Below are 18,976 nucleotides of genomic sequence, written 5' to 3'. Positions count from 1 at the left end.
ACGACACGAATGACTGAGATGACACAGACAACGGAGATGACGGACATGCTGAGCACTCTGCGCGCCATCCCCGGGCTGCGCCGGGCCTGGCCCGGCAACCGGGACTCGCGCACCGCGAGCGTGAGCATCGAGTGCGTCGATGGCCAGAGCCGTCTACGTGCCGGGCACGTCACCGTCGGGAGCACCCCCGACCTGCTGCCCTACGCCGAGGACCCGGCCCTGCCGGCCCTGCCGGCCCTGTCCGGGCAGCTGACCGGGGCGCTCGTCGTCCACCGCGCCGGCCGCCGCGCCGTCGTGATGGAGGCCTCCCGAGTCCGCAAGATCGTGCGGCCCCACAAGGCCGCCTCCCTGGTGCGGGCGCACACGACCGCCGCCTCGGTGCTGCGGGTCACCGGCCTGCGCACCCCCAGGGTCCTGGGCAACGGAGACGATGTCGTCGACCTCGAGCTGCTGCCCGGCCGCAGCCTCGACGAGCTCGGTGACGCCGGCCTGCCCGGGTGGCAGCGACTCAGGGACTCCTGGTCGCGCCTGGGCGACGGCGAGGCGGACCTGCCCCTCCACGGGCCGCGTCAGGAGGCCGAGGTGCTGCGACGTTGGCTCGCCTCCGCCCAACGCTACGGCGTCATCGACCAGCAGGATCTTCTGCACGAGCAGGTGGTGGACACCTGCCTGAGCCTGAGGGAGGGCAGCGGGGTGCACGTCATCACCCACCGCGACCTCCACGACGGCCAGCTCCTGTGGGACGGGACCGACCTGTCCCTGCTCGACCTGGATACCGCGGCCATGGCTGAGGCGGCCCTCGATCTGGGCAACCTCTGGGCCCACGCGGATCTCATGGCAGTTCGCGGCCGGCTCGGCCCTGAGACTCACGCCCGGGTCCGCGGACTGCTCGATGACCTGGCCCGCACGCTGCCCATGACGGCGCAACGTCTGGAGACCTACTACCGATCCTCGGCACTGCGGCTCGTCTTCGTCCACGCCTTCCGTCCCGCTGCCCACCACTGGCTGCCCGTCTGGGTGCGCCACTGCCTGGGGGACGCCTCCCCCTTCATGCCCCTGGACCTCACCAACGATTGGAACAACTCATGACCCCTCTCAAGCTCACCGTCATCGGCTGTGGATACCTCGGTGCCGTCCACGCCGCCGCCATGGCCCACCTGGGACACCACGTCCTGGGGATCGACACCCGTCCCGAGCAGGTCGAGGCCCTCGCTCAGGGCCGCGCCCCCTTCTATGAGCCGGGGCTGCCCGAGCTGCTGGTCACAGGGGCTCAGCAGGGCGACCTGCGCTTCACCTCAACGCCGACACCGGCCGAGCTGGCCGAGGCCGACGTCCACTTCATCGCTGTGGGGACCCCGCAGTCCGCCACCGGCGGGGAGGCCGACCTGAGCCAGCTGTGGAGCGTGGTCGACATGCTTCACGACGCCCTGCCCGAGGGCGGGCGCAGCCTGGTGGTGGGCAAGTCGACCGTTCCGGTGGGCACCGCCCAGCAGGTGGCCGAGCGCCTGGCAGGCCGTGCCCTGGTGCTGTGGAACCCCGAGTTCCTGCGCGAGGGCTTCGCCGTGGCCGACACCCTCCACCCCGACCGCATCGTCTACGGGGTTCCCGCCGATCCCCGTGACGCCCAGGAGGCCCAGACCGCGCTCGACGCCGTCTACCAGGACCTGCTGGAGGAGGGCATCCCCAGGATCGTCACCGACTACCCCACCGCCGAGCTGGTCAAGACCGCGGCGAACTCCTTCCTGGCCACCAAGATCAGCTTCATCAACGCCATGGCCCACCTGTGTGACACGGCCGGGGCCGACGTCACAGTCCTGGCCGACGCCATCGGCCACGACCCGCGCATCGGCAGGCGCTTCCTCCAGGCCGGCGTCGGCTTCGGCGGAGGCTGCCTTCCCAAGGACATCCGGGCGCTGCAGGCCAGTGCCGACCTTCACGGCGCCGTGCACCTGGCGGACCTGCTGAGCCGGGTCGACTCCATCAACCGTGAGCAGCGCGACCGGATCGTCGAGCTGGCCCGCACCCACGTGGGCGGTGAGCTGTCCGGTCGGTCGATCACCATCCTGGGGGCGGCCTTCAAGCCGCTGAGTGACGACGTGCGCGACTCGCCCGCCCTGGATGTCGCCTCCCGTCTGGCCGACCTCGGGGCGGAGGTCACGGTCTGCGACCCGCAGGCCCTGCCCGTCGTGGCCCGCTCCCACCCCCACCTCACCTTGGAGGACGACCCCCGCGCCGCGCTCAGGGGAGCCGAGCTCGTCCTGCTGCTGACCGAGTGGGACCAGTTCGTGGCGCTCGATCCCGCCGATGCCGCCGATGGCGTCGCCGAGCGCGTCATCATTGACGGACGTAACGCGCTGGACCCGGTGGCCTGGCGCGAGGCCGGGTGGACCTACGCGGGAGTAGGGCGCTGAGTCGGGCAGTCTCCGGCTCCGCCCGTGCCCGGATCCATCGGGCGGAGCCCGGCGGATCCGGGCACAATGGCGACGTGACCTCACCGCTGCCCACTCGTACCGTCACCATCGGCACTCGTGTCATGTGGGCGATCGTGCTGGTGGCCAGCATCGCTCTGGTCATGTGTGGGGCGATCGTGTGGGCACTGGGGCTCTCCAGCGTGTCGGCCGATGCCACCAACCGGCTCGAGCACAGCCGTGACCGGATCCGCCAGCTGGCCACCGAACGGCAGGACCCCTCCAGCGGTCGGCCCCTGGAGGACGTCTCCGCGGTTCTTCGCACCCATATCCAGCGCACCGCCGAAGGGCGCGGTGAGGCCGAGCTCGGCTTCGTGGGCACCGACGCCGGCATGGAGCTGACCTGGGTCTCCTCGGACAATGTCTCCTTCCGCCCCGAGGAGGACAAGGAGCTGCTCACACGGGTGACATCCCAGGCCGCCGCCTCGGAGTCCGTCATCGAGACGGTGCGCACCCCCGCATCGAACTACCGGGTCCTCATCGTCCCGCTGCAGGGCGGGTCCCAGCACGGCGCGCTCGTGCACGTCATCGACCTCAAGGTCGCCGAGTCCCAGCTCCGACGCACCATGGCCTTCTACGCAGCGGCGGCCGTGTTCACCGTCGCCCTGGTGACAGGTCTGGCCTGGTTCGCCGTCGAGCGGCTCCTTCGCCCCATCGAGCAGCTGCGCCGTGCCACCGAGTCCATCGGCGAGGACGACCTGACCACCCGGGTGCCGGTCAAGGGCCGGGACGATCTGACGGCCCTGGCCGCGGCCGTCAACCGGATGCTCGACCGGGTCCAGACCTCGGTGGAGGCCCAGCGCAACCTGCTCGACGACGTCGGCCACGAGCTGCGCACCCCGATCGCCGTGGTCCGCGGGCACCTCGAGCTCACCGACCCGGCAGACCCCGAGGACGTACGCCAGACCCAGCTGCTGGCCATGGACGAGCTCGACCGGATGGGGATGCTCGTGGGCGACTTGATCCTGCTGGCCAAGAGCATCCAGAGCGACTTCGTCACACCGTTGGACACTGATGTCGCCGAGCTGACCGAGCTGGTCTTCGACAAGTCCCTGGCCCTGGGCGAGCGCCGCTGGAAGATGGAGTCGACGGCCTTCACCCGGGCCATGATCGACCCCACTCGAGTCACCCAGGCCTGGCTCCAGCTGGTGGCCAACGCGGTGAAGTACTCCGAGCACTGCAGCACCGTGTCCCTGGGTTCGGCCGTTCGCGACGGCCACCTGCTGATGTGGGTGCGAGACGAGGGCATCGGGATCGCCCCTGAGGACATCGACCTGGTGCGCCAACGGTTCAAACGCACCACCGGGGCTCAGGAGATCGCCTCAGGAACAGGACTGGGGCTCAGCATCGTCGAGACGATCGTCGCAGCGCACGGCGGACGACTGGACATACGCTCTGAGGTGGGCCGAGGCTCGGTATTCACCATGGTGGTCCCTCTGAAGACCTCCATTCCGCAGTCCTCCTCCCGAGGCGGTGCCCTCGCACCTGCCGGGGCGTCAAGCCCTGATCAGCCTCCGACAGCCTCCCAAAGGAGTCACTCACCATGAGCAGCATCCTCATCGTTGAGGACGAGCCCCGCATCGTCGCCTTCCTCACCAAGGGGCTCAAGGCGGCCGGCTTCACCACGCACACCACCGCCGCAGGCAGGCAGGCCGTGGCCCTCGCGGTCCAGGAGAGCTTCGACCTCATCATCCTGGATGTGGGCCTGCCCGATATCGATGGCTTCGAGGTGCTCCAGCAGCTGCGCGGCCAAGGAGTGGGAGTACCGGTCATCATGCTCACCGCGCGTTCCTCGGTGGCCGACCGCGTCGCCGGTCTGGAGGGCGGTGCCGACGACTACATGCCCAAGCCCTTCTCCTTCGAGGAGCTCCTGGCGCGTATTCGGGTACGGCTGCGCCCGGATACCACCGGCCCCGACCAGATGCGGCTGACCCACCGCGACATGGTTCTGGACCTGCGCACCCGGACCCTGACGTTGGAGGGACGAACCGTGGAGCTCTCGGCCAGGGAGTTCGCGCTGGCCGAGGCCTTCATGCGCCACCCCGGTCAGGTCCTCAGCCGCGAGCAGCTCCTGAGCTCCGTATGGGGGCTGGACTTCGACCCCGGTTCCAACGTGGTGGAGGTCTACGTCTCCTACCTGCGCAACAAGCTGGGCAGGCAGCGGGTGGAGACCGTGCGCGGCATGGGTTACCGACTCACCTGATCCGCAACGCCTGCGTCGCCGGGAACCGGCCCGTGACCACGGTGTCAGCCATCTCGTCGGTCGTCCATTCAGTCATCGATGTCGCGGTCGTCGTCATCGGCTTCTCTTAGGCCGTTGTTCGCCGGCTTCCTGTCGTCATCAGCGTCGACCTCAGTGTGGAAGTCATCGGACCGTCCGGTAGCGGCCGGAGCGGCGGGGCCGGCCGGGGCAGCAGGGACGGCCGGCGCCGGTTGACGATCGCCATGGTCGACAGCGACAGGCGGGTCGGGGTCCACAGCCTGAGGCACATGGCCCTGCGTCGAGGAGCCCGATGAGGCTGCGGATCCCGCTTCGGAGCTGTCTGGCTCGTGCTGGGTACTGCTGGCACCGCCTGCGCTGCGGCTCGGCGTCGCCGTGGTCGAGGACTGGGAGGACGTGACCCGTGGGGTTGCCGTCAGGACGATTCCCGGTTCCTTCGCGGACTCGGCGGGGTGGGAGAACACCATGCGGGTGACCGTGAGCAGGAGGCCCGCTGTCACCACGACGACCGCGGTGGCAACGACGCGACCGCGACCGAAACGATGTAGCAGACTCGCCACTCCAGTGCCCCCTTCTCCCTGGCCTTGGCCCTCCTGGAGGCCCTCCTGGACCCACCCGACTTTCGTCGACCGTAACACGAATGAGATGACGAAACATCGGACCATAGCACTGGGGAGTCACAGAATTGATCCACAAGCTTGTCAGAATCAGCACGACTCCTGGGCGTCCCGGCGTCGCTCATAGGTGCGGCGACTCAGGGGCGGATGTGGCCGTCGCCCTCGACGATCCAGGTCGTCGTCGTCAGCTCGCTCAAGCCCATGGGACCGCGGGCGTGAAGCTTCTGGGTGGAGATGCCCAGCTCCGCCCCGAGCCCCAGCTGTCCGCCATCGGTGAAGCGGGTTGAGGCGTTGACCATGACGGCCGCCGAGTCCATGCTGGCGATGAAGCGGTTGATGACACTCACGTCCTGGGCGAGGACCGCCTCGGTGTGCCCGGTGGTGTGGGCGCGGATGTGGTCGATGGCCTCTTCCAGGCTCCCGACGACGCGCACGGCCAGGTCCAGCGAGCCGTACTCGGTGTCCCAGTCGGCCTCGGTGGCCTCGGTCAGGAGGTCATCACGCCCATCGGACGTCGCCGCCTCGGTCAGGATCCGGTGAGCAGTGGAGTCGACGTGCAGGACGGTGTCCTTGTCCCACAGGGCGCGGGCGGCGGCCGGAAGGTAGGCGGCGGCGACGTCGGCATGGACCAGGAGCGTCTCGGCGGCGTTGCACACGCCGACGCGCTGGGTCTTGGCGTTGACGATGATGTCCACCGCTGTCTCGAGGTCGGCGCTGGCGTCGACGTAGACGTGGCAGTTTCCCGATCCGGTCTCGATGACAGGGACGGTGGACTGCTCGACGACGGTGCGGATGAGTCCGGCCCCGCCACGCGGCACCAGGGCGTCGACCAGGCCGTGGGCGCGCATGAGGGCGCGGGCACCGTCCCGACCGGCGGCATCGACGCTCGTCACAAGGTCTGCTGGCAGTGCCTGTCCCTCCAGGGCGCTGCGCAGGGCCGCTACGATGGCGGCGTTGGAGTCCTGGGCGGCACTGCCCCCGCGCAGGACGATGGCGTTGCCGGACTTGACGGCGAGGGCGGCGGTGTCGACGGTGACGTTGGGACGGGCCTCGTAGATCATGCCGACGACGCCCAGTGGCACCCGCACCCGACGCACTCGCAGCCCGTTGGGCATGACCGAGCCGTCAACGACCTGGCCCACGGGGTCGGGCAGGGCGGCCACCTCGTGCAGGGAGTCGGCGATGGCCGACAGGCGGCCGGGGTCCAGGGCCAGGCGGTCGAGGAGACCGGCCTTCATTCCTGCCTGGCGTCCGCGCTCCAGGTCGGTGGCGTTGGCCGCGAGGATCGCTTCGCCGTGATCGGTGAGACCGCGGGCCATGGCCTCCAGGGCGGCATCCTTGACGGCGCGCGGGGCCCTGGCCAGGCTCCGTTGCGCCGCACGGGCTGAGCGGGCGGTTGCGGTGACGAGCTCGTGGGCGTCGACGTCGTTCATGGGGACACCATAGGAGAAGAAAGCAATCTAGCACAATCTAGCAAAAACGAAGTTGAAGCGATAGACTACTTAGGCCCTTGTAGACAGTGTTCACTCGATGGGAGCAAATCTTCCGTGAAGATAACCCACATTTCCGCCAACAACTGGCAAAACTTTAAAACAATAGACTTCAACCTTGAACGCAGACTTTTCATCGTCGGCCCCAACGCTGCCGGAAAATCCAACCTACTCGATCTCTTCCGATTCCTAGGAGAAGTTGCCGCACCCGGAGGAGGTCTCGCCAGCGCAATTTCCAGCCGAGGCGGCCTCAGCAAAGTACGCAGCCTGTTCTCCCGGAATTTTCGGAAAGGAAGGCTCATCATTGACGTCGATCTTATCGACGGTGATACATCCTGGAGGTACCGCTTATCCATCAAGGGGGAATCGGGGGGCCTCAATCGACCAATCGTCGACCAAGAACTTGTCGAACAAAACGGGAAGACAATCCTTAAGCGCCCCGACTCAATGGATGAGTCAGATAAAGAGCGTCTCACACAAACACACCTTGAGCAGATCGCAGCAAACCAGGATTTCCGCGACATAGCGGACTACTTCAGCAAAGTCCAGTATTTTCATTTAGTTCCACAGATCATTCGAGATCCAGGGCGAATCAACGCCACACCCCAAGACCCTTTCGGGAGGGACTTCATCGCCCAGATGAACGCCACCCCCAAACGCACAAGGGACGCACGGATGAGGCGGATGCAACGAGCTCTACAAGCAGCCGTCCCCGAGTTCGAGTCTCTTGAGATCGAAGTGGACCCTTCAGGCACCCCGCACCTCAAAGCCGGCTACAGGAACTGGCGTTCCACCTCCTCAACTCAGTATGAAACGGATTTCTCCGACGGAACCTTACGACTTATCGGCCTTCTCTGGACCATCATCAAGGCACCGAGCAACGCCGGCGTTCTTCTCTTAGAGGAGCCCGAATTATCACTTAACTCAGCCATCGTCAAGGTTCTGCCTTCAATGTTCGCCACAGCACAGCGCTCCAACGACCTTCAGATTGTTTTATCCACCCATGCCCCCGAACTGCTCGACGAAGAAGGGATCAGCCCGAAAGAGATACTTATTCTAAGGGTGACTGACGATGGCACAGCCGCCGACCTCCTCTCAGATCTCGATCACCCTATGGACAACATTGAGCTTGGACTGCCCACCTCGGACGTCATCCACCAACTCATTGCACCACACGAATTGCAGGGCCTCATCGACTCCTCCAGCCGATGAAGGTTTCATGAACATGAGCACTCCCTACGTCAGCATAGTATTTGAGGGCGCCTCAGACCAGGAGATGGCTAAAAAAATAGTCAGCCATTCCGGTCTACGCATCCAGCAAGCCCTGTCGAAAAGCGGCTCGGGCAACGTCGACAAACTGGTCCCTAAACTAGCAAAGACCGGACCATGGAATCCTTGGGTAGTTTTCCGCGATTCCGATACAGCATGTCCAGTCGAACTGTACAGAAAACTTATGTCATCGACGCCACCAAATCCAGCATTCCTTCTTCGCATAGTACATCCCATGAGCGAGGGGTGGCTTACGGCTGACGCTCAATCGTTTTCTCAGTACTTTAAAGTTCCCGTAAACAAGATACCCGCCGACACGGAAACTTTAACGCACGCTAAACGACACCTTCTTTCTCTGTGCATAAAATCACGTAGTGTAAATATTCGCAATGATGTAGTCCGCCCTGACGGAACCACAGGCCCCCTATACGCCCCGAGAATTAATGATTTTGCAGAGAAGTACTGGGATGTTCGAACAGCGGCTCAGAACAGCCCACGTCTCCATCGTGCTCTCGCACGTTTAGAGGAGCTGCGTTCATTTCTATTAACGCGGTAGAACAAGAACTGTCTTAGACTCAGGCGATGCGGGGCAGCTCGGCGAGATCGTCGCGGTGGATGACGGGAGCCACGTGATCGGGGGCAGGGGTGCCCTCGGCCCGGGCAGCCAGGACCTCGCGCAGCTCGGCGGCGGCGTAGCGGCATATCCCCCGGGCCAGGACGCCCTCGGGGCCGACGACGTCGACCACGGAGCCCGACTCGAAGTCGCCGTCGACACCGGTCAGGCCGGGCAGCAGGAGCGACTTCTTCCCCATGGTCAGGGCCCGGGCCGCCCCGGCATCGATGAGAACACGCCCTTCGGGCTGGGAGGCGTGGGCCATCCACAACCGGCGGCTGGGGCGGTGAGGCCCGGTGGGCTCGAACCAGGTGCCCAGTTCGGTGGGAACCCGTTCCTGGCCCAGGAGCCCGGCGGCGTCGTCGGCCCGGGCGATGAGGGTGGTGGTGCCCGAGGCGCAGGCGATGGTGGCGGCCTGGAGCTTGGTGGTCATGCCGCCGGTTCCCACGAAGGAGCCGCGCCCGGAGACGCTGACCCCCTCCAGCTCCGCTGAGGAGCGCACGTGACGGATGGGCGTGGCGCCGGGGGTCCCGGGGCGCGCAGTCCACAGTCCGTCGACGTCGGTGAGCAGCACGAGGACATCGGCGGTCACCAGGTGGGCCACGAGGGCGGCCAGGCGGTCGTTGTCGCCGAGGCTGAACTCACTGGTGGCCACCGCGTCGTTCTCGTTGATGATGGGGACGGCTCCCAGTGAGAGCAGGGAGTCGAAGGTGGCTCGCACCGTGCGGTAGTGGCTGCGGATGGCGACGTCGTGGGCGGTCAGGAGGACCTGGGCGGTCACCAGCCCGTAGGCGCTCATCGCGGTCTCCCAGCGGGCGGCGAGCCGCCCCTGCCCCACGGAGGCGGCCGCCTGCAGGAGACTGAGCTCGTCGGGGCGCCGGCTCAGCCCCAGGGGCACCAGGCCCGAGGCGACGGCCCCGGAGGAGACCAGGACGACGTCGTGACCACGACGCCGCATGCCTGCGATGAGGCCGGCGAGGATGTCGATGCGGTTGAGATCGAGCCCGCCGTCGGCGCGCGTCAGGGACGAGGAGCCGACCTTGACCACCACGCGGGCCCCGGCGGGCAGCCGTTCTGGGCGCTCCTGCCCGTGGGCGGAGCCGGTACCGATCGCTGCTGGAGTCACTGCTCCCTCCTGTCAGTCCTCGTCGTCCCCGTGCCAGGAGGCGGCGTCGGTCCACAGGCCCTCGGCGGCCTCGTCACGCAGCTGCTGGCGCGCGGCCTCCTTGGCATCCATCATCTCGTGGTACTGGCTGCGCCGCTCCACGTTGGTCCGGCGTCGACTGCTCTCCAGGCGCAGGTCGGTGCCTCGGGCACCCAGCAGCTCGGGGCCGGTGGCCATCGAGGGCTCCCAGGTGAAGAGCACTCCCCCGTCGACCTCCCCGATGAGGACGGTGTCGCCGGCGTGGGCACCGGCCTTGACGAGCTCATCCTCGACCCCGGCCGCAGCCAGGCGGTCGGCGAGGTAGCCGACGGCCTCGTCATTGGAGAAGTCGGTCTGAAGCACCCAGCGCTCGGGTCGCTGACCGCGGACCTGGTAGACCTGCCCCTCACTGGGATGGTCCAGCGGACGTACCCGGGCGACAGGTTCCTTCTCCCGGCGTCCGACCGCCGCTGGCCGGATGATGGGGCGCGGCTCGCCAGAGCCGTCGGTCCCACCGGACTCACCATCGCGCTGGACAGCCGCCGGAGCCATCTCGCGGGCCCGCTCGACCTCGCCGGCCAGGGCGAAGGACAGGGGTCGCAGCCCCGTGTGCGCGACCGCTGAGATGAGGTGGACGGGCAGTCCCCGGGCCTCGACGTCGGCACGCACGAACTCGGCGAGCTCGGCGGCGTCGGGAACGTCAACCTTGTTGAGCACCACGATGCGGGGGCGCTCCATGAGCGGGACCCGGCCGGTGAGGGCGGGATCGTCCTCCTGCTCGCCGAGGCGCTCGGAGTAGGCGGCGAGCTCGGCCTCGATGGTGTCCAGGTCGGACAGGGGGTCGCGACCCGGCTCAAGGGTGGCGCAGTCCAGGACGTGGACGATGACGGCGCAGCGCTCAATGTGCCGCAGGAAGTCCAGTCCCAGTCCCTTGCCCTGGGAGGCGCCGGGGATGAGGCCGGGGACGTCGGCGATCGTGTAGCGGACGTCGCCTGCCTCGACGACTCCGAGGTTGGGCACGAGGGTCGTGAAGGGGTAGTCGGCGATCTTGGGGCGTGCGGCGCTCATGGCGGCGATGAGGGAGGACTTCCCGGCACTGGGGTAACCCACCAGGGCCACGTCGGCGATGGTCTTGAGCTCCAGGGTGATGTCCCCGGCCTGCCCGGGCTCTCCCAGGAGGTGGAAGCCGGGGGCCTTGCGCTTGGAGGAGGCCAGGGAGAAGTTGCCGCGCCCACCGGTACCGCCCTCGGCGACGACGACGTTGGTGCCCTCCCCCACGAGGTCGGCGATGACCTGACCGCGTGAGTCCTTGACGACGGTGCCCTCGGGAACGGGCAGGACGAGGTCCTTGCCGTCGGTACCGCGGCGCCAGTCCCCCATGCCGGGGGTACCGTTCCCGGCCCGCTGGTGCGGGGAGCGGTGGTAGCTCAGCAGGGTCGTCACCCGGGGGTCAACGGTCAGGACGACGTCGCCGCCATGACCGCCGTCACCGCCGTCGGGCCCGGCCAGGGGCTTGAACTTCTCACGGTGCACGGACGTGCAGCCGTTGCCGCCGTCGCCGCCGGCCACGTGGAGGACCACTCGGTCAATGAAGCTGGGCATGGGGTCTCCTGTGAGTCCGGGATAGCGCGAGAGGGCGGACGGCAGGTGCCGTCCGCCCTCTCTCGACGTGTGATGTGCTCGGGGCTCAGGCCTCGGGGAGCACGACGTTGACGACCCGGCGACCGCGGAAGGTACCGAACTCGACGTTACCGGCAGCGGTGGCGAACAGGGTGTCGTCGTTGCCACGACCGACGTTGCGGCCCGGGTGGAAGTGGGTGCCGCGCTGGCGGACGATGATCTCGCCGGCCTTGACGACCTGGCCGCCGAAGCGCTTGACGCCGAGGCGCTGCGCGTTGGAGTCGCGACCGTTACGGGAGGAACCAAGACCCTTCTTGTGTGCCATGGTTGAAGGCTTCTTTCTTCTCGAGCGTGTGCGTTCAGGATGCCCGCGTACTGGCTGACGCCGGGGCGGTCACTTGATGGCGGTGACCTTGACGGCCGTCAGCTGAGCGCGGTGGCCCTGGCGCTTGCGGAAGCCGGTCTTGTTCTTGAACTTGAGGATGTTGATCTTGGGGCCCTTCTCGTCGCCGACGATCTCGGCGGTGACGGAGGACTTGGCCAGATCGGCGGCAGAGGTGGTCACCTTGTCGCCGTCCACCAGCATGACGGGGGCGAGGGCGACCTCGTCGCCGATCTCACCAGCAAGCTTGTCGACAACCACGACGTCGCCGACGGAGACCTTCTCCTGACGGCCGCCGGCCTTGACGATCGCGTAGACCACTTGAATGCTCATCTCTGTAGATTCTTCGAAAGGCTCTCACGCGCTGCGGGACCTTGAACGGCCTCGCCGGGAGGGCCCTGTCTGGGCAATGGCGCAAGAAGCACCGGCAGATAACTCTAGGCGATCATGTCGCCAGCACCAACCTCCGGTCCGTCCCGCCTCCTGTGTTCTTGGGCACGGAGCTGGAGCTCTCGTCAGGCCGATGCCTCCGGGGTGTCTGAAGAATTCTCCGGCGAGGGTGCGGTGCTCTTCGCAGTGGCCCGTCTCCTCGTTCTTCTTGCGGGCTTCTCCCCCGCCGGCTCCGAAGGCGCCTCGTCGGGCTGCGGCTCAGCAGGACCCTCAGACTTCTTGGCGGTCTTCTTCTCAGGCTTCCCACCGGCCTTCTTCTCAGGCTTCTTATCGGCCTTGTCTCCGCTCTTCTCAACGGCCTTCTTGGACGACTTCTTCTCAGTCGCCTTCCTTGACCGGGTCTTGACCGGCTCGTCCTCGACCGGGGGGACCTGAGCGTCTTGGCCGCTGGCAGGTCCCTCAGTCTCCACCACGTCATTGACACTGCCGCTCACGCCCGTGGCCGAGCCCTCAGCGTCCCCCTGCCGCTCATGGGAGCCCTGCCCTTCGATCTGGGCGTTGTGCGCCTGCTCGGCGGCGGCCGCGATCTGGGCCAGGGCGCCACGCACCGCCGCCCGGGCCTCATCATCAGCCCCGGACTCGGGCGATCCGGCGACGTCGCGCCCTGCGGACCCCTTGCCGTGGCCGGAGCTCTTGGAGCCCTTGGTCTCCTGGGAGTCCTTCTTGGCCTCCTTCCTACCGCCGCCGGCAGCAGCCTGCTCCTCACGGTTCTTGCGTCCGCGCGAGCGCCCACCACCGCGTGAGGCTGAGGCCGACATGTCGACCTGCTGGTTCTCCACGGGCTCATCGTGGACGATGAAGCCCCGGCCCTTGCAGTGCTCACAGGTGGTGGAGAAGGCCTCGACCAGGCCCTGCCCCACCCGCTTGCGGGTCATCTGGACCAGGCCGAGCGAGGTCACCTCGGTGACCTGGTGGCGCGTCCGGTCGCGTCCCAGGCACTCCACGAGCCGGCGCAGCACGAGGTCCCGGTTGGACTCCAGAACCATGTCGACGAAATCGATGACGACCATGCCGCCGATGTCACGCAGACGCAGCTGACGGACGATCTCCTCGGCGGCCTCCAGGTTGTTGCGGGTGACGGTCTCCTCCAGCGTGCCTCCCGCACCGGTGAAGCGCCCGGTGTTGACGTCGATGACCGTCATCGCCTCGGTGCGGTCGATGACCAGGGTGCCGCCGCTGGGAAGCCAGACCTTGCGATCGAAGCCCTTGGCCAGCTGCTCGTCGACGCGATGAGCGGTGAAGACGTCCTCAGGACCGACCCAGTGCTCGAGGCGCTCGGACAGATCCGGGCTGACATCGTCGATGTACTGGGAGATCGTGGACCAGGTGTTGTCGCCGGAGACGACGAGCTTGCGGAAGTCCTCGTTGAAGACGTCTCGGATGACCCTCACGGCGAGCTCCGGCTCCCCCTTGAGCAGGACGGGGGCCTTGCCGCTGCCCTTCATGATGGAGGACGCCTTCTTGTCGATGGCCTCCCACTGGTTCACCAGTCGCTCGACGTCGGCGGTCAGCTGCTCCTGTGTGGCCCCCTCCGCGGCGGTGCGCACGATGACTCCGGCAGAGTCGGGCACGATCCGCTTGAGGATCTTCTTCAGGCGGCTGCGCTCGGTATCCGGCAGCTTGCGCGAGATCCCCGTCATGGTGCCCCCGGGGACGAGGACCAGGTAACGGCCCGCCAGGGTGATCTGGCTGGTGAGGCGAGCACCTTTGTGACCGATGGGGTCCTTGGTGACCTGGACCAGGACGGTGTCGCCGCTGGAGAGTGCGTCCTCGATGCGACGGGGCCTGCCCTCCAGGCCGGCGGCGTCCCAGTTGACCTCGCCGGCGTAGAGCACGGCGTTGCGTCCCTTGCCCAGGTCGACGAAAGCGGCCTCCATGGAGGGCAGGACGTTCTGAACCCGACCGACGTAGACGTTGCCGACCATGGAGGTCTGCGTGTGCCGGGAGACGTAGTGCTCCACGAGGAGCCCGTCCTCCAGGACGGCGATCTGGTTGAGGCCGTCGGACTCGCGCACGATCATCTGCCGGTCCACGGACTCGCGGCGGGCCAGGAACTCGGCCTCGGTGACGATGGGGCGACGGCGTCCGGCCGCCCTCCCCTCGCGGCGACGCTGGCGCTTGGCCTCCAGGCGGGTCGACCCCTTGAGGGCGGTCACCTCATCACGCAGGTCGCCACTGTCCGAGCGGGTACGGGAACGACGCCGCCGACGGCGCGATCCGGACACGGTGCTGGTGGAGGACTCAACAGCGATGTCAGTGGAGGCATCGCGCGCCGAGGGCGCCGCATCGGTACCTCCCTCCTCCTCGGCCTGCGACTCATCGTCGGAGTCGTTGCGCGCCGAGTCTCCGCCTCGCGAGCGCGAGCGCCGACCGCGCCCACCACGGCGGCGCTTGCGACGAGCCCCGCCCTCACGGGCGTCATCCGACGAATCGGCCCGGGCCCCGTCGGCTCCCTCGGCTCCGTCGACGCTGCCGGCCTCTGAGCCATCGACATCCTCGGTGTCGGACTCATCAAGCGTGGAGTCCCCGCGGGCCTCCTGCGGAGCCCCAGTGTCGGCGATCGCCCGCCGGCGACGACGACCGCGACCACCGCTCCGGTCGGCTCGGGGCGACTCGGCCTCGGCACCCTCATCCCTTCTACCGGCGCCAGTCCGAGCGTCAGCGTCCTCCTCATCCGCCCAGTCCTTGGCGCCCTGGTGGCGCGAGGCGGTCGGCGCCTCCTGGGGCGCGGCGGTCGCCGCGGTGACCCGCCGGCGACGACGGGCCCGGCTGGGATCGGGGGCCTGGAACAGGAGTGAGGCGGCGGGAAGGCGGGGGGTCTCGAGGTCCTCCTCATCCATGTCCGCCCCAGTGAGCTCGTCGTCCTCCCGTGGCATGCCGGATTCCTCGCCGCCGCTCTCGTCGACCCCGATCCGCTCCCCAGCATCTTCCTGCAGGGCGTCGGCGCTCGGCCCGCCCTCCGTCGACTGCGGTTCGCCAGGCTCGTCCGCCTCGATAGCGGCACGGGGCTCAGCGACCGGAGCCGTCTCGGGGGCGGCGGAGGCCGCGACGGCCTTCCGTCGACGACGAGACGGGACCGACTCGACGGCCGGGGCCTGCGAGGACTGCTGCGCGCCGGGCTCTTCGGGCCCGGAGGCGGCGGCATCCGACGCCCCCACCGAAGCGGGCTGCTCGGCAACGGGGGCCTGGGCGGGGGCGGCCGCGGCTGCGGTGACCCTACGGCGGCGGCGCGGAGCCGGGGCGCTCACGGCGTCACCGTGTTCCTGCTCGTACGATTCTGTTGATTCTGATGTGGTGCGACGTGCCATGGGGCTTGCACTCTCCGGGGCTGACGCCGTCGTCGTACCCTCGACGCGCCAGCGCGGTTGTGCTCCCCAGCGGGAGCAGCGAGAAAGTCTTGAGCGCGCCCGTGAGGGCGCACGCCTTGCCTCTCGTCCACACGGACCGGGCTCGCAGCGGCGCAGCTCAGGCGGCGCAAGGTCCTCGGACAGGGTCGGTCGGAAGGCGTGGCTCCCGGTACCGGTACGAGGCACCCGAAGCCGGCTCGAAGTATCCCACACAAACGCCGATAAGCGCTCGTGCGACTCATGGTGTCCCCGATCTCTCTGCACGTTGATCTCATCACGCACCCAGCGATCGTCCACACTTCAGTCAGACACACGGCACCATCACCCACTTGTCACGGACTTTCGGCCTCACCTTGAGGTCGTTACACCTTCAACACTCGCCCGTTAAAGCGACACCTCACCGACGATGGTGCACGCAGAAAAATCCGGAAGTGCCGCACACAGCAATACCTTTGCCTCCCACGCATTTCACGACATCGCGTCACAGATGTTCTATAATACTCCTATTGACCTGTAGGACGTTCTACAGGACCTCCTATTGATCTCATCATCATCTCCGAAAGGTGGCACGGATGGCCATCTCTCCTATGGCGCTGGACTCTCTGGATCTGGCGCGCTGGCAGTTCGGTATCACCACCGTCTACCACTTCATCCTGGTTCCGCTGACCATCGGGCTGTCCCCGCTGGTGGCTCTCATGGAGACGCTGTGGCGCAGGACCGGCAACAAGCAGTGGCTGGTGGCTACCAAGTTCTTCGGCAAGATTCTGCTGATCAACTTCGCACTGGGTGTCGCTACCGGCATCGTTCAGGAGTTCCAGTTCGGCATGAACTGGTCGGAGTACTCGAGATTCGTCGGCAACATCTTCGGCGCCCCCCTCGCCTTCGAGGCCCTGCTGGCCTTCTTCATGGAGTCCGTCTTCCTGGGCCTGTGGATCTTCGGATGGGACCGCCTGTCGCCCAGGCTGCACAACCTGTGCATGTGGGCCGTGGCAGCTGGAACGAACTTCTCCGCCTTCTTCATCCTCACCGCCAACTCCTGGATGCAGCACCCGGTGGGCGCCGTCGTCAACCCCAAGACGGGGCGCGCCGAGCTCGACGGCGTGAGCGGCTTCCTCAAGCTCCTGTCCAACGAGCTGGTGTGGGCCACCGTGCTGCACGTCGTTTCCTCAGCCCTGCTGGTGGCCGCCGCCGTCGTCATGGGCGTCTCCGTGTGGTGGATGGTCAAGGCCGCCCAGGCGAAGCAGGACTTCGAGGCCCGTGAGCTGTGGCGACGGGTCGCCCGTTTCGGGGCCATCACCATGGTGGCCGCAGGCCTGGTGACCGCCGGCACCGGCCACATGCAGGGTCAGCTGGTCGCCGAGTACCAGCCGGCCAAGATGGCCGCCGCCGAGGGTCTGTGCCACAACGAGACCGGAGCCCCTTTCACCTTGGCCGCCTTCGGGGACTGCAAGAACGAGGACGGCATGGTCCGGTTCATCTCGGTTCCCGGTGTCTACTCCTTCATGGCCACCAATGACTTCAACGCCGAGCTCACCGGACTCAAGGAGGCCGGCGACACCTACACGAAGCAGTACGGCACCACAGATGCGCGCGGCAACGCCGTCGACTACAGCCCCAATGTCATGGTCAACTTCTGGTCCTTCCGCCTCATGATCGGACTGGGCATGGCCTCGATGGGCCTGGGGTTCCTGGCCCTGTGGCTGACCCGCTCCGACAGGCTCATCTCCCGCCCGATTCTGGGCAAGGCGGCGCTGGCCACCATGTGGCTGCCCTTCATCGCCTGCTCCTTCGGCTGGATCTTCCGTGAGATGGGCCGTCAGCCCTGGGTCATCGTCCCCAACCTGTCCGACCCGGTCTCCCAGGTCTACATGCTCACGGCCGACGGCGTCTCCTCCGTGGTCTCCTCGGGCACGGTGCTGGCCTCCATGGTCATCTTCACCCTGCTGTACGCCGCGCTCGGAGTGGTCTGGTTCGTGCTGCTGCGCCGGTACATCCGTGAAGGGGTGCGCACCCCGGTGCCGGACAAGACCGGCAAGTCCAAGCAGACGGACCAGGACAGCCAGGACAGCCAGGACACGGACTCCGGCGACGACGACTCCGTTGACTCCTCCGAGGCCGCTCCGGCCCTGTCCTTCGCCTACTGAGCCGAGGAAGGTAGAAAACCCATGACACTGAGCATCCTCTGGTTCATCCTCATCGCCGTCCTGTGGATCGGCTACCTCACCCTGGAGGGCTTCGACTTCGGCGTCGGCATGATTCTGAAGATCCTGGGCCGCGATGAGCGCGAGCGGCGCGCGACGCTGTCCACCATCGGCCCCCACTGGGACGGTAACGAGGTGTGGCTGCTGACCGCCGGCGGGGCGACCTTCGCCGCCTTCCCCGAGTGGTACTCCACCCTGTTCTCGGGGGCCTACATCGTTCTGTTCGTCATTCTGCTGTGCCTCATCGTGCGTGTGTGCGCCATCGAGTGGCGCCCCAAGGTCAACTCCCAGACCTGGCGCGATCGATGGGACTGGGTCCACACGGTCAGCGCCTGGCTGCCCTCCATCCTGTGGGGCGTGGCCTTCGCGAACCTGGTTCAGGGCATGCACATCGAGGTCGTCCAGATCTCCAACGGCGCCGTCGTCCCGGCCACCCAGGTGCCGGCCGACTCTCTGGTGCCCGGTGCCGCCCACCAGATCACCGGCGGCCTGCTCACCATGGTGACTCCCTTCACCCTGCTGGGCGGCGCCGTCACTTGCCTGCTCTTCCTCAACCATGGTGCGCTCTTCGTGGCGCTCAAGACCACTGGCGACCTGTCGCAGCGCGCGCTGCGGATGTCGCGCCGGCTCGCCCCCGCGGCCACCGCGGTCACCGCCGCCTGGGCCCTGTGGGCGCAGCTGGCCTACTCGGGCAGTGCCCTGTCCTGGATTCCGCTGGTCATCGCCGCTGCCGGACTCATCGGCTCCCTGCTCATGGGGCGCACCGGGAGCGAGGGACGGGCCTTCGCCCTGCACTTCGTGGGGATCGCCTTCGCCGTCGTCTTCATCTTCGCCGCGATGGCCCCCAACGTCATGCGCTCCTCGGTGGACCCGGCCTACTCGCTGACGATCCAGCAGGCCGCGAGCGCCGACACGACCCTGCTCATCATGACCGTCGCCGCGGCGGTGTTCGTCCCCGGGGTTCTGGCCTACACGATCTGGAGCTACAAGGTCTTCGCCTCGCGCATCAGCGTCGAGAGCATCAACCCCGACCAGGGCGGACTGCACCCCACGCTGGTGCGTGACTCCGCCCAGCCCGAGGCGCACTTCGGGTACTGACCATCAGCGCGACGCATCGGCCGGGGGTTTCCGGGCCCTTGGACCTACTCCCCTAT

14 protein-coding genes are annotated in these 18,976 nt (G+C 67.4%); 7 read left to right on the top strand and 7 right to left on the bottom strand.

All coding sequences use genetic code 11. The features are described 5' to 3' along the window. Positions 1-18 precede the first annotated feature (18 nt). The 4 genes from FBF36_RS05265 to FBF36_RS05250 all read left to right on the top strand — a co-directional run bounded on the left by FBF36_RS05265 (position 19) and on the right by FBF36_RS05250 (position 4,671). Positions 19-1,089 carry a phosphotransferase gene (locus FBF36_RS05265; protein WP_138137243.1) on the top strand — a complete coding sequence of 357 codons (1,071 nt, stop codon included), beginning with the start codon at positions 19-21 and terminating at the stop codon, positions 1,087-1,089. Further along, a complete protein-coding gene (locus tag FBF36_RS05260; protein ID WP_009393642.1) occupies positions 1,086-2,411 on the top strand; it encodes a UDP-glucose dehydrogenase family protein in 1,326 nt (441 codons plus the stop codon). Before FBF36_RS05265 ends, FBF36_RS05260 begins: the two co-directional genes overlap by 4 nt. Positions 2,412-2,485: 74 nt before the next feature. After that, positions 2,486-4,015 (top strand): sensor histidine kinase, encoded by a 1,530-nt coding sequence (locus FBF36_RS05255; RefSeq protein ID WP_034491089.1) that lies wholly within the window; start codon positions 2,486-2,488, stop codon positions 4,013-4,015. Then, on the top strand, positions 4,012-4,671 hold the full coding sequence (locus FBF36_RS05250; RefSeq protein WP_009393645.1) for a response regulator transcription factor: 660 nt from the start codon (positions 4,012-4,014) through the stop codon (positions 4,669-4,671). Before FBF36_RS05255 ends, FBF36_RS05250 begins: the two co-directional genes overlap by 4 nt. A 68-nt stretch (positions 4,672-4,739) precedes the next feature. Here the strand turns inward: FBF36_RS05250 and FBF36_RS05245 are convergent, their stop codons facing one another. Both FBF36_RS05245 and FBF36_RS05240 read right to left on the bottom strand, forming a co-directional pair. Then, on the bottom strand, positions 4,740-5,249 hold the full coding sequence (locus FBF36_RS05245; protein WP_075376477.1) for a ubiquitin carboxyl-hydrolase: 510 nt from the start codon (positions 5,247-5,249) through the stop codon (positions 4,740-4,742). 194 nt (positions 5,250-5,443) lie between these two features. Continuing rightward, complete coding sequence (locus FBF36_RS05240) at positions 5,444-6,739, bottom strand: glutamate-5-semialdehyde dehydrogenase (RefSeq protein WP_009393652.1); 1,296 nt, start codon at positions 6,737-6,739, stop codon at positions 5,444-5,446. 114 nt (positions 6,740-6,853) lie between these two features. Between FBF36_RS05240 and FBF36_RS05235 the strand changes: the two genes are divergently transcribed. Continuing rightward, a complete protein-coding gene (locus FBF36_RS05235) occupies positions 6,854-8,008 on the top strand; it encodes an AAA family ATPase (RefSeq protein ID WP_034491092.1) in 1,155 nt (384 codons plus the stop codon). 632 nt (positions 8,009-8,640) lie between these two features. Here FBF36_RS05235 and proB read toward each other — a convergent pair. The 5 genes from proB to FBF36_RS05210 all read right to left on the bottom strand — a co-directional run bounded on the left by proB (position 8,641) and on the right by FBF36_RS05210 (position 15,582). Continuing rightward, entirely contained in the window at positions 8,641-9,729 is a 1,089-nt protein-coding gene (gene proB / locus FBF36_RS05230; RefSeq protein WP_009393654.1) for a glutamate 5-kinase, read from the bottom strand. An 87-nt stretch (positions 9,730-9,816) separates the two neighbouring features. Then, positions 9,817-11,424, bottom strand: a complete 1,608-nt coding sequence (gene obgE / locus FBF36_RS05225) for a GTPase ObgE (protein WP_009393655.1) — start codon at positions 11,422-11,424, stop codon at positions 9,817-9,819. Positions 11,425-11,509: 85 nt separating this feature from the next. Continuing rightward, positions 11,510-11,767, bottom strand: coding sequence for a 50S ribosomal protein L27 (rpmA, locus tag FBF36_RS05220; protein ID WP_075376472.1), 258 nt, complete (start codon positions 11,765-11,767; stop codon positions 11,510-11,512). A gap of 69 nt (positions 11,768-11,836) precedes the next feature. Then, positions 11,837-12,157, bottom strand: a complete 321-nt coding sequence (gene rplU / locus FBF36_RS05215) for a 50S ribosomal protein L21 (protein WP_009393422.1) — start codon at positions 12,155-12,157, stop codon at positions 11,837-11,839. Positions 12,158-12,339: 182 nt separating this feature from the next. Further along, positions 12,340-15,582 carry an Rne/Rng family ribonuclease gene (locus FBF36_RS05210; protein WP_138137241.1) on the bottom strand — a complete coding sequence of 1,081 codons (3,243 nt, stop codon included), beginning with the start codon at positions 15,580-15,582 and terminating at the stop codon, positions 12,340-12,342. 611 nt (positions 15,583-16,193) lie between these two features. On the opposite strand from FBF36_RS05210, the gene FBF36_RS05205 reads away from it, so the two are divergent. Continuing rightward, positions 16,194-17,765 (top strand): cytochrome ubiquinol oxidase subunit I, encoded by a 1,572-nt coding sequence (locus FBF36_RS05205; RefSeq protein ID WP_009396671.1) that lies wholly within the window; start codon positions 16,194-16,196, stop codon positions 17,763-17,765. A gap of 21 nt (positions 17,766-17,786) precedes the next feature. Continuing rightward, positions 17,787-18,920 (top strand): cytochrome d ubiquinol oxidase subunit II, encoded by a 1,134-nt coding sequence (cydB, locus tag FBF36_RS05200; RefSeq protein ID WP_009396669.1) that lies wholly within the window; start codon positions 17,787-17,789, stop codon positions 18,918-18,920. Positions 18,921-18,976: the final 56 nt, after the last annotated feature.

Source organism: Actinomyces sp. oral taxon 171 str. F0337 (assembly GCF_005696555.1).
GTDB lineage: Bacteria > Actinomycetota > Actinomycetes > Actinomycetales > Actinomycetaceae > Actinomyces > Actinomyces oris_E.
The sequence above is the reverse complement of the archived record's forward strand: the minus strand, read 5'-3'. Positions and strand labels throughout refer to the sequence as shown.

Coding starts and splice junctions, on each gene's coding strand:
- FBF36_RS05265 (WP_138137243.1), top strand. CDS start 19: ATGACACAGACAACGGAGATGACGGACATGCTGAGCACTCTGCGCGCC.
- FBF36_RS05210 (WP_138137241.1), bottom strand. CDS start 15,582: ATGGCACGTCGCACCACATCAGAATCAACAGAATCGTACGAGCAGGAA.
- obgE (WP_009393655.1), bottom strand. CDS start 11,424: ATGCCCAGCTTCATTGACCGAGTGGTCCTCCACGTGGCCGGCGGCGAC.
- FBF36_RS05250 (WP_009393645.1), top strand. CDS start 4,012: ATGAGCAGCATCCTCATCGTTGAGGACGAGCCCCGCATCGTCGCCTTC.
- FBF36_RS05260 (WP_009393642.1), top strand. CDS start 1,086: ATGACCCCTCTCAAGCTCACCGTCATCGGCTGTGGATACCTCGGTGCC.
- rpmA (WP_075376472.1), bottom strand. CDS start 11,767: ATGGCACACAAGAAGGGTCTTGGTTCCTCCCGTAACGGTCGCGACTCC.
- cydB (WP_009396669.1), top strand. CDS start 17,787: ATGACACTGAGCATCCTCTGGTTCATCCTCATCGCCGTCCTGTGGATC.
- FBF36_RS05240 (WP_009393652.1), bottom strand. CDS start 6,739: ATGAACGACGTCGACGCCCACGAGCTCGTCACCGCAACCGCCCGCTCA.
- FBF36_RS05205 (WP_009396671.1), top strand. CDS start 16,194: ATGGCCATCTCTCCTATGGCGCTGGACTCTCTGGATCTGGCGCGCTGG.
- rplU (WP_009393422.1), bottom strand. CDS start 12,157: ATGAGCATTCAAGTGGTCTACGCGATCGTCAAGGCCGGCGGCCGTCAG.